The following is a 13,679-nucleotide window of genomic DNA, read 5'->3' on the forward strand; positions in this document are numbered from 1 at the left end:
GAGTTTTAGCGCATGAGCAAATTGTAATAATCTACTTAGCTACTCATCGGTCATCACTCATCACTTATCGCTGTTATAGGTGTTAGTCCACGCTTGCGCCCCTCTTCAAGCAAAAAAGGAAAGGCTTCATCGAGCGTGTTCGGGATCAGTCCGTCTAAAATGGCTTCGCGCAGAATGGTTTTAATCTCGCCAACTACTTTCGAAGGCGGTACACCAAACGTTTCCATAATCAACTCACCCGTGATAACTGGCTGAAAATTACGGACTTTATCGCGTTCTTCAAGATCATGCAGTTTTTGCTCCACTTTATCGAAGTTGCGGAGGTGTTTCTGCACTTTCTCGTAATTTTTCGAAGTAATATCGGCCCGGCAAAGCGCCATTAACCCTTCCAGATCATCACCTGCATCGAATAAAAGTCGGCGGAGGGCAGAATCGGTGATTTGCTCCTTCGTGAGTGCAATCGGACGCAGGTGCAGCCGAACGAGTTTCTGGACGAAGCGCATATGCTCGTTGAGCGGCAATTTCATCGTACGGAAAATACCTGGCACCCAACGGGCTCCCAAGTCTTCGTGCCCATGAAATGTCCAGCCTACTTTCGCGTCAAAACGCTTGGTAGCGGGTTTGGCGATGTCGTGCAGCAAAGCCGCCCAGCGAAGCCAAAGCTCATCGTCCGGATTAATTCTGGGCGGATTCGATTGAGTTCGATGCGCAATGTTATCCAGTACCTGTAGCGTATGGTAAAAATTATCCTTATGCCCTTTTCCTTCAATGGTTTCAACACCTTTTAACGCCACCAATTCAGGAAAAATACGCTCCAGTAAACCCGCATGATACAGCAATTTAAATCCATACGACGGCGTAGGCGACAGAATAATCTTGTTCAGCTCATCCGTAACCCGCTCCCGCGAAACAATCGTAATTCGCTCGTTCATACGGATAATTGCGTCGAACGTATCGGGTTCAATATCAAATGTCAATTGTGAGGCAAATCGAATCGCGCGCATCATCCGCAACGGATCGTCGGAGAATGTAATATCCGGATTGAGCGGAGTTCGGATAAGCTTCCGCTTGATATCTTTCAAACCGTCGAACGGATCAATCAGCTCGCCAAAGTCTTCTTTGCTTAAGCTAATGCCCATTGCGTTGATCGTAAAATCACGCCGGTTCTGATCATCTTCGAGCGTACCATCTTCTACAATCGGCTTGCGCGAATCAGCCCGGTATGATTCTTTTCGAGCACCCACAAATTCAACTTCCCAATCTTGTTCTCCCCCACTCCGCAGCATAGCCGTACCGAAATTGGGAAACACAGCTACATGCACTTGCAGCGATTTACCAACGGCTTCTGCCAGCGCAATACCACTCCCGATACAGACCACATCAATATCTTTCGACGGGCGGCCCATGACCAAATCGCGCACGAATCCACCGATCACATACGCCCGTACGCCAAGTGCATCAGCCTGACGGGCAATGGTTTCGAAAATAGGATTCTTATGGAGTGTGTCGCTGAAATTCATGATTTAGTCGGTCGTCGATCGTCGACAGGCAATAGTGAGTAGTTATTACTCCCTAGAACTATTGACTGCTGATGATTGACTCATTTTCTTATAAAACTTACTTCGCCGTTTGCTTTTAGCCGCATAATTCGTGGGCGCTTGGGCATGCCGGGAAGGGTTCCGAACCGTACGGAGATAAGGGATTCTGCTGTCGGTGGTAATTGCAGAGCCTCAAACGGAATCGCAAGTAAACCCCGTCCAAAACTGCCAATTAACCGCTGAATATCGGTATTTAATGTCCGACGAATGGCTACTTCGCCCGTTGTTTGCTGATCCGATGAGTCATCTGATTTCCAGACCAGTGAGGACAAGTTCTTACCCTGATCGTATACGACTGTCAATGGATTTTCGGCAAATTCGACCAGATCAAAGGCAACATCAGGCATTTTGACCACGTATAAGCTTAGCTGATTGGCGTTTTGAATCAGCACCGTTGGCTGCAATCCGGTCGGCATTACTGACCGAAGCGACAGGAGCTGCTCAACAGCGGCATCACTAACGGGATCAGCAGCTATCGACCACCCTGTTTCATCGGCAAGGCCGATAAGCTGTCCTTGTCGAAGTTGATAGGCAATATCTCGAATACTTGGCGTCATGGCAGAATGAATCCACAAAAATACGGCAAGTTTCCCAAATGCCGACCAATATGGCTGAATATGCCTTCCAGACCCGATCAATGAACAAAATCTGTAATGGAATGTTGAGTCTCTGATTCAGTGCGATCTTCGCCTGACTCGCCTACCTTTCACCTACTATAAACCTATGTCCGTCAAATCTGTACAGCCTCATTATCACCAGTTTTCCCATTCACTACTGGCATTAGCCATCCTAACAGCCGCCATTTATTTAGGTCAGGATATTATAGTGCCACTAGCTATGTCGGGGCTCATTGCGGTGCTCCTGCGCCCCATCGAAAGTCGATTTATTAAATGGGGAATGCATAAGGTAATTGCCATTAGCCTGGCCTTGCTGATAGCCATCATCGTTGTATCGGGAGTGACCGTATTACTATCTATGCAGATATCGAATTTTGCCGAAGATCTTCCCAAAATTCGGCAAAACCTGAACGATACGTTTCACAAAGTTCAGCAGTGGGTTCGTCAGGAGTACAATGTAAGCTATCGGCAACAGAATCAGTACCTAAAGAAAGCCCAGGCACAAACTCTTGATACGTTTCAAACTACTGATGCACTTGGTGTGATTACAGGTCCATTAGGTACTTTAATCGTAATTCCTATCTATGTGTTTTTGCTACTTTATTACCGCACCATGCTTCTTCATTTTATCATTTCTCTGTTTGCCGAAAAGCATACAGAACGAGTGCGCGAAGTGTTGGGCGAAGTAAAGGCTGTTGTCCAGAGTTATATGGTAGGACTATTAATTGAGACGGCCTGCGTAGCTGCCCTCAATTCTCTGGGTTTGCTTATTTTGGGTGTTCAATACGCGATTTTACTGGGTGTGATGGCGGCTATTCTTAACCTGATTCCTTACATAGGCGGGTTAGTTGCTACGTTTCTGACGGTACTCGTTACGTTCAGCAATAACCCGGAATTATCCGTAATTCTTGGCGTCATTGGCATTTTCCTACTGGTGCAATTCATTGATAATAATGTCTTTGTGCCGCTGATTGTTGCCTCTAAAGTTAAAGTTAATGCATTAGTCTCCATTGTGGGCGTATTGATTGGCGGGGCTTTAGCGGGTGTTTCGGGTATGTTTCTGTCGATTCCTGCCATTGCCATCATGAAAGTTATTTTCGACCGTGTTGATAGCCTGCATGCCTGGGGTATTCTGCTGGGCGATCAGACACCCGAAGAGTCTGGCGGGAATTTGCTAAAACTCCCCAGGAAGAAACGAAAGCCCAAAGAAGTTGAGGAGTAGAAAACGGCTGGACCACCCCAACAAATCAGGAAAAGGCCAGCCGAAATTCTGTACCAGACCCCGGCGTTGAGCGGACATTGATCTGACAGGCAATCGCACGAGCTAAATCACGAATCAGGTGCAGCCCTAGCCCACTTTTTCCACTAATGGCTGCGTCATTATTATACAGTGTGGTTAATTGGCTCTCCGATAGGCCAAGGCCGTTATCCGTAATGATGAGTACAGTTTGCCCATTGTCGGAATACGCTTGCCAAAGAATGCGGGCATCAGGCCTGTTTTTCAAGGCATTAATGGCGTTGCTAGTCAGATTCTGCATGATCGTACGCAGATAATCTTCGTCAGTGGCAACCTGTACTCCATCGGACGCATCGAAACTGATCTGGACGTTGGAGACACCCGCGAAAAACCGTTGCAGGTAGCCAAATAATGTCGCAACGGGGATGATTTTTTGTTCTGGTTTGAACTGTTGCATTTGCCCTTTACTCCATAACAACATCGACTCCATCGTTTCGAGTACTCCCTCGGCGGCTTCCGTGATATTCTGCTCGTGGCGTGCCACCTGATCGGGCGGGAGCAAGTCGGGGTTTTCGCGCTGTAGGTGCAGAAAGTTAATCAGGTTGGCAATGGGACTGCGTAGATCGTGGCTCAAAATGGCAAAGAATCGGGCTTTCACGCGATTAGCCTCGTCAAGTTCCTGATTCAGATGAAGGAGAGTTATGTTGGTTCGTTTGCGGATTTGATTTTGCCAGTAAAGCAATCCCCCGATTACCAACAGCAATCCCAATCCCACAAGCAAGGCCAGTTGCTGACGGCCTTGTGCAGCAATCGTTAGGTTATTGATTTCGAGCTGTTTATCGCGCAGCTCGATTTCGCGTTTTCCTTCCAGTCCGGCAATCTTGTTCTTGGCTTCCTGCGAATACAATGAATCCTGTACGGCCTGATACGCCCGAAAGTTCTCGTAAGCGCCTTTATAGTTCCCCGTCAATGCCTGCAACTCGGCCAGATTCCCCCGAAAATGAGCCTGATCTCCGACTTCCCCTTTATCGGCACTAAGCTGAATAGCTTCGGTCAAATAGCGTTCTGCCAATTGCAATCGGGCGACTCGATTAACTGGCTGAATCGTAGCTGTATTTTTGCCAGGGTAACGTACCAGATCGAAATAGGCCACGCCAAGATTAGCAAGGTTAGAAACAGCATCCAGATGCCGGGAGTTTATTTCATCCCACAACCGTTTGGCTTTTAGTGCGTAATCAATTTTTTTGAGATAGTCCTGTTGTATCGCAACAGACAGATTGCCGTATGTTTTAGCCAAACCCTGCCGGTTATCCACTTTCTGCTGCTCGGCCAACGCCCGAAAACCGTATTGTCGGGCTTTAGGCCAATCCTCCATCTGGGTGTAAAGAGCCGCCATACTGCTTAACGCTCCAGCCAGTTCGCGCCGGGTGTTGATGTCCGGATTACGCTGTTTTTGCCGGTGCTCCAGCGCCCGCTGACCAAATAAGAGGGCCTTCTCCCAGTTTTTCTGAATGCGGTAAATTTCCGAGATATTGTCTAAACACAGCCCAATGAGGTAACTGTCGCCCGTCACTTCAGCCTGTTTCAGCCCTTCGAAATAATAGCGGGTAGCCGCCGGATAATCAGATCGAATGTTCTGTTCGGCCACACCTAGGTTATTGGTCGTACTCGCCAGATTCCACGTATCGTTCAGACTTTTGTAAATCGCAATGGCTTTCAGCAAATAATATCGGCAGGAATCATAATTGCCTTTGTCGCTGTACGATCGGCCAATGTAGGCATTGAATACACCGATTCCCCGTTGCCACTTCATGCGGGTCGTGTGCTGTAGTCCTAATCGACTATAATACAGTGACTGATCAACGTTGGTAAACGACCACTCTTCCGCAATAACCCGATACAGACGGCCCTTAGCTGTGTCGTTCACTGTTTTGGGAAGTTCTGCTACCAGAGAGTCAATAAGGGCGCGGCCCTGTTTTTGCGCCTGAACAGGGATCGACAGAAATAGGAAAACGATGAGTAGCCGCTTCATTCGATCCCGTTCAACACCGATTTATAACTCCGACCAACCGGCAATGTATATTGCTGCACCTGCACCTGCTGGGCGCTAACCCGGTTAATATAATGGCGTTGTACTGCATAGCTCCGATGAATCCGCAAAAATGAACCAAACGGCGAAGTCTGCAATAGATTCCCGATCGACGATAGCACCGTGTATTGGTGCGTTGATGTAACGATACGCGTGTAATCTTTTAGCCCTTCCAGATACAGAATTTCATGCAGACTTAGCTTGATCTGCTCATGACCGTCTTTGATATACACTGTATCGGCTCCAAGACTCAGATCAAACAGTTGAGCTTTGCGAGTTAATTCAAAAAACGCTTCGATACGACTCATCGTATGGGCAAAGCGTTCACGTCGGATCGGTTTGACCAGATAATCGAACGCATCGACGGCGAAACTCTCGGCCGCGTAGTCGGGATAAGACGTGATAAACACGCAAATCGGCACTTTCATCAGATTCGTCCGTAGTTCCAGCCCGCTTAGGTCGGGCATGTCAATATCGAGCAATAAGACGTCAACAGGCCGATTTTGCAGAAAAGGTAAAGCTTCCGTAGCCGACGAAAATACGCCCACAACATCGAGAATCGGATACTGCCGGGCATGAGCTTGTGCCGTTAGTCGGTCAATCTCATTGTCATCAACAATAACGCAGGCATGAGTATTGGTGGGCATTGGCTTACCGAATAGTTCGCAATCAAAGATATAGGCTTTGCGAGTACAAAATCAACCGTTGGCTCAAACAGATCGGTTGTTAGTCGATTCAAACTGTTGTTGGTCGAGTTGCTCTTGTTCAATGATCGCAGCTTGAGCAGTTTCGACCCGTCAATGTCGAATCTCTCGTATGAAAAAGGCCCTGTTTCTCTTATTTCTGGCAGTCGGTTGCAGCAGTCCGTCTACCGATCTTCAACCCGACCCAAACAATGGTAATCCTTCAAACCCATCCAATCCATCGACACCGGGTTCTACGAATCTGGGCACTGGTCAGCCGGGCGTAGTCGGTATTGCTGGTATCGATGCGTGGGATAAATTGGCATCGACCGAGAAGGAACGTATTAAAAGCTGGAATACGCTTTTTCTGCATCAATCCGTTGGGCAGGATTTGGAAGAAGGTGCCAAAGCCAACGGCATTTCGTTTGAATACTTCGGTCCGAAAGACCTGGTCGATAAAGGGGCTGAAGGGAAAGGACTTCGGGGTGGAATTTTCGTTGATGTGGGTGGCATTGCGAATGGCAATCCGTACGAAAAAATTCGGGTGTTTAAAGAAGCTGCGCTCCGTAGCAAGACTACACTAAAAATCGCTGTGTTCAAATTCGGTTATGCCGATGTGCTAGACAACAATCGCGACCAGGTAAAAACGGCCTACAAAGCGTTTGTCGATGAACTTCGGCAGCAAATTCCGGGGCTTCGATTCGTACACATAACGCCCCCGCTGGTGTATTCAACCACGGCTGAAGAGGGCAATGCGGCTAAAGCAAACGTGGGCCAATGGATGAAAGATACATTCAAAAGCACCGACGTAATTTTCGATTTACAGGCCGTAGAAACCAACGATGGAGCTTGCCAGCAGAGCAACGTACCGCGCATCTGCCAGGAAAATCGAGCCAGTAACACCGACCCTTCCGACGTAAACGGCGTCGATAGCGACGGTCAAGGTCATTTGGGCAAAAAAGCAAGCTTACGGATTAGCAAAGCACTTCTGTACGCCATTTATCAGGTCGGGAAATGAAACAGAGCGCCAACAAAATCTTGCTGACTCTAGCGGTGTTGGCAGGTATTAGCTGGGGTATCTACGAATGCAAATACTATGTCAGCTACTACTCCGACCTGAAAGATCGCCCGTGGGCTTACAGTCGCGACGAACATGCGAAATTGCTGGTCGGTACGTGGCAAGGCGAATTCCACGATCCGAACAACGTAGCGAAAACCATCCGGCTTACCATCGCGGAGCCGATGACCGACGAGGAACGGGCAAAAAAAGCAAGCCGACGGAGGCACAAACGGAGTGGATTAGGTTCCCGAACCGATAAATCCCGTTTCAACGGAACGGCCAACGTAACGAGCAAGATGGGCAACGAAGTCTATGATCTGAGCGGCCATGTACAGACTGATGATGGGCATCGACTGAATGCAATTCACTTTCAGGGAATCGATGAAACCGGTCCCCTGCGCAACAACTTCAATGTACTGTCGGCGCTCGAAGGTGGAAAATGGCAGACCGACGAACTAACGCTTACCCTATCCTTCACATTCACGACCAATACGGGTGCAAGCTATTGGAACAGTGCCGATCCGCGCTACGATAGAAAAGTAACCGTTCATTTTTCGCGAATAAAATCATGAAACACCACTTGTATAGATTGCCTTTGTTGCTGAGTCTGGTGGTTTCAACGAACCTGTTTGCTCAAAACCTGTATCTGAATCAGACAGGCGATGTAGGAATTGGTACGCAAAATCCGGGCTCTCGATTAGACATAACAACAACAGGCGAAAATGCCATGCGAATCGTTGGTGTCAATCCGTACCTACTGTTCCGCGACGCGTACGATGCATCCCCCCGCGAAGCTGGTTTTCTGCGGGCCTGGACTACCTCCCCATTCAATCCGGCGGGGTATCATGGGCTTGAAATCGGCGTACCATCGCAATCGCCGGGGCAGTTGCCCAAACACCTCATGTTCTCAACCAACTACGCATTGCGGATGACAATTCTGAACAACGGGAACGTTGGAATTGGCACGACTAATCCAGGATACAAATTAGATGTGGCGGGTGATGTACGGATAATAGGAAATAACCGGATAGAGGGCGTCACGAATATTGCCGGAACGACCTTGTTTGAAGGGACCGCGTTTGATGGGATAGTTGGTATTCGGGGCAGTGCTGTTAACGCATTAGTCAATATTACTAATACCGCTGATGAGTCAACGGGAGCGGCTTTGAGTGTGAGAAGCCAGGACTACTACGGCACTATTCGGGCTACGAATACCCGCACCAGTTTCTATGGTGCTCCCGCTATATTGGCCAAGACGATGTATGGGCGATATAGCGGGCATTTTCAGGGAGGGCGTATTCTGGTTGAAGGAGGTAGTGACGGTTCCCGCTCCGGTGGTATTGAGTTCGCAAATCTCGAATCATTTCGAGTGCCCGATCCTCAGGCATACGTTGGCATGAGGGATGATAACGAGCTGGGCATTTTTGGCTTTCCCATTGGTGACTGGCTGCTTCGGTTCAATATCCGCAGCGGGAGTATTTGCTCCCGGTCGGCCATCGCTCTTTGCTCCGACCAACGGCTGAAACGCGATTTTAGCCCACTGACGGCTTCGCTCACTCATCTTATGCAACTACAGGGAAAGCATTATTTCTGGCAGAACGACCATATACCAGACCTTCAAACGGGATTCGTTGCGCAGGAAATTCAGCAGATTTTCCCGGAACTGGTGCAAACCGACGATAAAGGATTTCTGAGCGTAAACTACATCGGTTTCATTCCTCATCTGGTGGAAGCGGTGAAAGAGTTGAAAACATCTGCCGACAAAACCTTGCAGACACTGCGTATCGAAAATCAGACTTTACAGGCTCAATTAGAACAGGTTATGAAACGGCTGACGGCTTTAGAATCGCAGTCGTCAGTAAATCAGGTTGCAACAACCGGGAAATAGCCATTCTTTTTAAACACGAACACCATGAAACGCTTCATTCTTTTTCTTTCATACACGTTATTTTTTTTGCTGCCTTTCTCGTGTAAAAAGTCCGAAGATACGCCAGCTGTTACTTCCGACGGGCCGAAGGAAATTCGGTATCACCAACTGATTATCGAATGCACAGAAACGGCAACGCGGAATAAAGGCGTAGCTATTCTCGATTTTCGATTCGATACGTATGCCGATGGAGGTGTAGTTGGATACGGAGCAGGTAAATACCTGGCTTTTACAATAACGAATGGAGGTACCATCAATAGCGCAATTCAGGCAGCTACTATTGATATCGCCAACAAAACCGCCGACGTGAAAACGTTTCCGACCCTAACCGATTTTATGGTCAGTAAGCTGACGAAAGTAGCAGGTTATACGACGACAAAAAGCTTGAGCGCCGATGCTATTTGGGGAATTCTGGCTGGTGAAGAAACGACCCTTGCCAAACTGCACGACAAGTACAAGCCGTTTGATTTTGGCAAGTTTCTGGCTGCAATCGTTGCTACGCCCGCGCATGCACAAAAACTATCGTCACCTGGTTATACCGACGGAAGATACCACAGTTCCTATTTCTACAGCCCTCCTCCCCAGCCTGGTAGTCCGTTGCCCGAGTACAAAATGAATCTACCAGAAACGGTAACGGCCCCGATGCCCTCGAATGCGTCACCCACACAGCGCAACTCGCAGGGAGAAACGGATGCCCAGCGAGCTGCGCGTGAAGAAGCCGCCCGTCAGGCGGCACAGGCTGGACGAACCAATCGGGGGCCACGTGATATTGGCGATATTTTCAGTGGCATTTTCGACCGGCTGGGGGATGCATTTAACCGGGCAACTGGTCAGGGTGGTTCGTCGGGTGATCCGCACCTTCGGATGCACGATGATGGGGGAACCTACAGTTTTCAGGCGATTGGTGAGTTTGTAGCGACCAAGGGCGCAAATCTGGAAATACAGGCGCGACAGGAAGATGCCTATAAAACGGGGCGGGCTGCGGTCAATACGGGTGTAGCGGCCAAATTGGGGAGCGATGAAATCTGCTTTCTGGCGAATCCAGCAGACCTTAAAGCTCCGCGCTTATTTGTCAATAAGAAAGAAACCGCACTTTCAGCACTCGCGCAGGTTTCGCTTAGCGGAGGAAACAAACTTCAGTTTGCCGGAACCGACAAATTGATTTTCAGCAATGCCCAGAACGAAGGTGTCATTATTTACTGGAACACGCCCTATCTGGATTATTCGGTTATGCTGAGTGATGCCCGAAAAAAGCAGGTCACGGGTTTGATGGGCAATTACGATGGAGTTTCCGGGAATGACCTGCTTTTGAGTAATGGCACACTGGTAGAACCCAATTTTTCGGCTATCCATAGCGCTTTTGCCGATAGCTGGCGCGTCACAAATACAACATCGTTGTTCGTCTATGAGTCGGGTAAGAACACCGATTCCTACACAGATCGGAATTTCCCAAAAACGTTTCCAGTAGTCGATCCCGACAAATTGGCCTGGGCCGAAGGTGTTTGTATAGCGGCTGGTGTAACGCGCCAACCCGAACTGGGCCAGTGCACTTTCGACGTTGGCATTACGGGCGATACGCGGTTGGCGCAGTCAGCGTTACTAAGTCAGCGGGAATTGCTAGCCAGCACCGACGTAGTCACATTCAGCAATCTCAAAGTCGATTTGAAAGAAGGCCAATCGAACGATGCCCAGACGAAAAATTTGCTTGATCTCGACAACGGTACCTTCTATTCATTCGCCAAAGGAGCATCGGTTGCTTTCGACATCGATGTTGTATTCGACTATTATTCGGGACCGTGGTTTGCCGGGCCGCGAGCCGTCAAAAACTGTGGCGTTTCGTGCGGAGCCTACACCATCTGGCCCCACATCGATCAGCAGAAATGGCCGTATTTTCCAAACACGTTCCTACGCTATACGAACATTCCAACTACTCAGTGGAGCAGCTTCAACAATGCGGCCGATTTACGCCGTGCCTGGACGTTCGACAATGGAGCCGATGAAAAAACGGAACTGGTTCAGACGCTTATCGACCTCAATACGTCGGCACCGCTCACGCAATATCTGTGGTCGTTTAAAACACAACAGGGTAAAAAAGGCCTGATCCGGTTCACGCAGGGGCAGGCCACCAAAGGCAGCGGTACTGCTTCGTTTACGTTTGATATTAAAATTGAACGGTAAAAAATTGCTGTCTAGCTGTACAACTTTTTGATCACTTCCTGTTGTGTTCGCATAAAATGCTGTCGTTCTGCCGGTTGACTTAGCAATGTACCGGACGGATAAACACTATGTTTGGCATAACTATCTGTGTAGAGCTCGTACCGTTGTCGAGCCAGTAAATTACCAATAGCAGGTCGTTGACGGAACTCGCGCAGTGCGGCTAAATCAATATCGGCATTGGCTACTATACTTTCGCCATAGCCAGCTTCAGCCAGAATGATCCCTTTGGGGTCAATAATTTTGGAACTGCCATCGACTGTATTACCAGGAATCGGACTGCCCGATAGTCCAGCTGAATTCGCCGAAACGACGTAAGCCATGTTCTCAATCGCCCGTGCCTGCTTGGCTATTGCTTTCGATGTGTTCAGCGGACTACCGATGTCGGATGTCGAGTGAATCAGCACTTCGGCTCCCTGCATGGCCAGACAACGGGCTACTTCCGGAAACAAAATATCTTCCGACGCAATACAGGCCAGATTGCCAATATTGGTTTTGGCAACAGGAAACAGTGAATCATAGCCGTATGCATCCAGATACAATTCCCAAACATCATGCGGTGTGGGCGTAAACATCGAGTTCAGTCGCCGGTAACGTAACAGGATATCCCCGTTCGGACCCATAATGAAACTCGTCTGAAAATAGAGCTCGGGAAAAAAAGCGTCCTGTTCGTATACATTGCCCGAAAAATAAATCTGCTGCCGCTGCACCATCGCACTTAGGGCTTCATAAATCCGCCCGTCAATCTCCAGAACAGCTTTATCAAGCCATTGCTCTACCGTTTCGTTGATGGGCGGTCCCGACAGAAAATATTCCGGAACAGCGATTAGCAATGTTTCGCGACCAAGAAAACCAATTGATGCAGCAATCTGATTTTCAATACGTTGAATCGTCTGAAGCATAATCGCTTCGGCTTCGTCGCGGGTCTGGCAGGCATTTACTGTTTGGCAGGTTAATTGGAGGGCAAGTGCTTTGTAGGACATGGGTTAACGTTTCAGGTAGTTCGTGGTTGGTTTGCCAAAATAATATGTTTGAATGGAAAAATAGTCACACACCATTTTCAAGAATGAATGGAACAAATCGACAAGCTAGTTGATTTGTTGATTAATGGAGTCCATTCCGTCAATGAATCAACTGATTACCCAATTCACTATACGCCTACCATGACTGTTGATGTACTAGCCATTGCGGCTCACCCTGATGATATTGAAATGACCTGCGCTGGCACCGTTCTTTCGTTAGTTGCCCAAGGAAAAACGGTAGCCGTCGTCGACCTGACGCGGGGAGAACTTGGTACCCGGGGAACACCCGAAATCCGAGCACAGGAAGCCGCCGAAGGAGCTCGAATCATGAAGCTGAGTGCCCGCGAGAACATGGGTTTTCGGGATGGTTTCTTCCGAAATGACGAAGAACACCAACTAGCCCTGATTCCACTCATTCGTCAGTTTCGTCCAACGATCGTACTGACGAACACTCCCGATGATCGCCATCCTGATCATGGTCGGGCGTCTGAATTGGTTAACGATGCCTGTTTTTATTCGGGTTTACGGCAAATCAAAACGGTTGGAAAAGATGGTCAGCCGCAGGAAGCACATCGGCCAATATTGGTTTATAACTTTATTCAGGATCGTTCGCTAAAACCTGATTTTGTGGTTGATGTAACCCCCTACTGGGACCAGAAACTGGATGCGATCAAAGCCTACCAAAGTCAGTTTTTCAACCCCAACAGTAATGAGCCGCAAAGCTATATTTCGGGCGAGCCGTTTATGAAGTTTCTGGAAGCCCGCACCCGCGAACACGGCCACATGATTGGTGCCGAATTTGGCGAAGGGTTCATTAGCCGACGGATGCTGGGAGTCAATGATTTATTTGCGCTTCGTTAATGCACTGGATTTTAGAGCAACACTAGAACTTAAAACTCCCCGTGTCTGTGTCCCCACAGACACCTGTGCGTCAGCAAAGATTGACCTACCGGAAAGGTGTCTGTGAGGACACAGACACGGGACAAGCGGTTGTTTTTCTTTTAAAAATTGCAGGGATACAGAAACGAATTCACCCGCGACCAGCTACAAATCACCCAGGTAATCAGTACCCAAAGTACGCTGGGCGTTGGTATGTATTTGTCCTGATTAATTATTGCCTTCATGCTTATTTCCCTGTTGTTTACTTGAACGTAAAAGTAGTATGCCTGTTCAGGACGAAACAGGCTAAATTCATAACAGGTTGTTTCTGGCTAATAACCGGATATTCTGAC

At 48.4% G+C, this 13,679-nt stretch carries 12 protein-coding genes; 6 read left to right on the forward strand and 6 right to left on the reverse strand.

Annotation, left to right across the window (positions count from 1 at the left end):
• Window positions 1-53: 53 nt before the first annotated feature.
• Together ACYVE4_RS02105 and ACYVE4_RS02110 are read right to left on the reverse strand one after the other, a co-directional pair.
• Window positions 54-1,520, reverse strand: a complete 1,467-nt coding sequence (locus ACYVE4_RS02105) for a CCA tRNA nucleotidyltransferase (protein WP_460995247.1) — start codon at window positions 1,518-1,520, stop codon at window positions 54-56.
• A gap of 80 nt (window positions 1,521-1,600) precedes the next feature.
• The gene (locus ACYVE4_RS02110; protein ID WP_460995248.1) at window positions 1,601-2,155 is read right to left on the reverse strand and encodes an L-threonylcarbamoyladenylate synthase; all 555 of its coding nucleotides are present in this window, start codon (window positions 2,153-2,155) and stop codon (window positions 1,601-1,603) included.
• 166 nt (window positions 2,156-2,321) lie between these two features.
• Between ACYVE4_RS02110 and ACYVE4_RS02115 the strand changes: the two genes are divergently transcribed.
• Window positions 2,322-3,437 carry an AI-2E family transporter gene (locus ACYVE4_RS02115; protein WP_460995249.1) on the forward strand — a complete coding sequence of 372 codons (1,116 nt, stop codon included), beginning with the start codon at window positions 2,322-2,324 and terminating at the stop codon, window positions 3,435-3,437.
• A 25-nt stretch (window positions 3,438-3,462) separates the two neighbouring features.
• Here ACYVE4_RS02115 and ACYVE4_RS02120 read toward each other — a convergent pair whose 3' ends face one another.
• A complete protein-coding gene (locus ACYVE4_RS02120; RefSeq protein WP_460995250.1) occupies window positions 3,463-5,484 on the reverse strand; it encodes an ATP-binding protein in 2,022 nt (673 codons plus the stop codon).
• Window positions 5,481-6,188, reverse strand: a complete 708-nt coding sequence (locus ACYVE4_RS02125; RefSeq protein ID WP_460995251.1) for a LytR/AlgR family response regulator transcription factor — start codon at window positions 6,186-6,188, stop codon at window positions 5,481-5,483. The genes ACYVE4_RS02120 and ACYVE4_RS02125 overlap by 4 nt, the downstream gene beginning before the upstream one ends.
• 169 nt (window positions 6,189-6,357) lie before the next feature.
• On the opposite strand from ACYVE4_RS02125, the gene ACYVE4_RS02130 reads away from it, so the two are divergent.
• Genes ACYVE4_RS02130 through ACYVE4_RS02145 form a run of 4 tightly spaced genes read left to right on the forward strand, consistent with a single transcriptional unit; the run spans window position 6,358 to window position 11,389 of the window.
• Window positions 6,358-7,242 carry an SGNH/GDSL hydrolase family protein gene (locus ACYVE4_RS02130; protein ID WP_460995252.1) on the forward strand — a complete coding sequence of 295 codons (885 nt, stop codon included), beginning with the start codon at window positions 6,358-6,360 and terminating at the stop codon, window positions 7,240-7,242.
• The gene (locus ACYVE4_RS02135; protein WP_460995253.1) at window positions 7,239-7,856 is read left to right on the forward strand and encodes a hypothetical protein; all 618 of its coding nucleotides are present in this window, start codon (window positions 7,239-7,241) and stop codon (window positions 7,854-7,856) included. The genes ACYVE4_RS02130 and ACYVE4_RS02135 overlap by 4 nt, the downstream gene beginning before the upstream one ends.
• Window positions 7,853-9,172: a tail fiber domain-containing protein gene (locus tag ACYVE4_RS02140; protein ID WP_460995254.1), complete on the forward strand. Its 1,320-nt coding sequence runs from the start codon at window positions 7,853-7,855 to the stop codon at window positions 9,170-9,172. The genes ACYVE4_RS02135 and ACYVE4_RS02140 overlap by 4 nt, the downstream gene beginning before the upstream one ends.
• Before the next feature lie 24 nt (window positions 9,173-9,196).
• Window positions 9,197-11,389, forward strand: coding sequence for a VWD domain-containing protein (locus tag ACYVE4_RS02145; protein WP_460995255.1), 2,193 nt, complete (start codon window positions 9,197-9,199; stop codon window positions 11,387-11,389).
• A gap of 11 nt (window positions 11,390-11,400) precedes the next feature.
• On the opposite strand, the gene ACYVE4_RS02150 is transcribed toward ACYVE4_RS02145, so the two are convergent.
• Complete coding sequence (locus tag ACYVE4_RS02150; RefSeq protein ID WP_460995256.1) at window positions 11,401-12,408, reverse strand: nitrilase-related carbon-nitrogen hydrolase; 1,008 nt, start codon at window positions 12,406-12,408, stop codon at window positions 11,401-11,403.
• Between the two features lie 180 nt (window positions 12,409-12,588).
• On the opposite strand from ACYVE4_RS02150, the gene bshB1 reads away from it, so the two are divergent.
• Window positions 12,589-13,308: a bacillithiol biosynthesis deacetylase BshB1 gene (gene bshB1, locus ACYVE4_RS02155; protein ID WP_460995302.1), complete on the forward strand. Its 720-nt coding sequence runs from the start codon at window positions 12,589-12,591 to the stop codon at window positions 13,306-13,308.
• 140 nt (window positions 13,309-13,448) lie between these two features.
• Here bshB1 and ACYVE4_RS02160 read toward each other — a convergent pair whose 3' ends face one another.
• Entirely contained in the window at window positions 13,449-13,571 is a 123-nt protein-coding gene (locus tag ACYVE4_RS02160; protein ID WP_460995257.1) for a hypothetical protein, read from the reverse strand.
• Between the last annotated feature and the right edge of the window lie 108 nt (window positions 13,572-13,679).

This window comes from Spirosoma harenae, from assembly GCF_054776975.1.

Excerpts from the sequence above, each read along its gene's own strand:
- ACYVE4_RS02105 (WP_460995247.1), bottom strand. The coding sequence starts at position 1,520 with ATGAATTTCAGCGACACACTCCATAAGAATCCTATTTTCGAAACCATT.
- ACYVE4_RS02110 (WP_460995248.1), bottom strand. The coding sequence starts at position 2,155 with ATGACGCCAAGTATTCGAGATATTGCCTATCAACTTCGACAAGGACAG.
- ACYVE4_RS02115 (WP_460995249.1), top strand. The coding sequence starts at position 2,322 with ATGTCCGTCAAATCTGTACAGCCTCATTATCACCAGTTTTCCCATTCA.
- ACYVE4_RS02120 (WP_460995250.1), bottom strand. The coding sequence starts at position 5,484 with ATGAAGCGGCTACTCATCGTTTTCCTATTTCTGTCGATCCCTGTTCAG.
- ACYVE4_RS02125 (WP_460995251.1), bottom strand. The coding sequence starts at position 6,188 with ATGCCCACCAATACTCATGCCTGCGTTATTGTTGATGACAATGAGATT.
- ACYVE4_RS02130 (WP_460995252.1), top strand. The coding sequence starts at position 6,358 with ATGAAAAAGGCCCTGTTTCTCTTATTTCTGGCAGTCGGTTGCAGCAGT.
- ACYVE4_RS02135 (WP_460995253.1), top strand. The coding sequence starts at position 7,239 with ATGAAACAGAGCGCCAACAAAATCTTGCTGACTCTAGCGGTGTTGGCA.
- ACYVE4_RS02140 (WP_460995254.1), top strand. The coding sequence starts at position 7,853 with ATGAAACACCACTTGTATAGATTGCCTTTGTTGCTGAGTCTGGTGGTT.
- ACYVE4_RS02145 (WP_460995255.1), top strand. The coding sequence starts at position 9,197 with ATGAAACGCTTCATTCTTTTTCTTTCATACACGTTATTTTTTTTGCTG.
- ACYVE4_RS02150 (WP_460995256.1), bottom strand. The coding sequence starts at position 12,408 with ATGTCCTACAAAGCACTTGCCCTCCAATTAACCTGCCAAACAGTAAAT.
- bshB1 (WP_460995302.1), top strand. The coding sequence starts at position 12,589 with ATGACTGTTGATGTACTAGCCATTGCGGCTCACCCTGATGATATTGAA.
- ACYVE4_RS02160 (WP_460995257.1), bottom strand. The coding sequence starts at position 13,571 with ATGAAGGCAATAATTAATCAGGACAAATACATACCAACGCCCAGCGTA.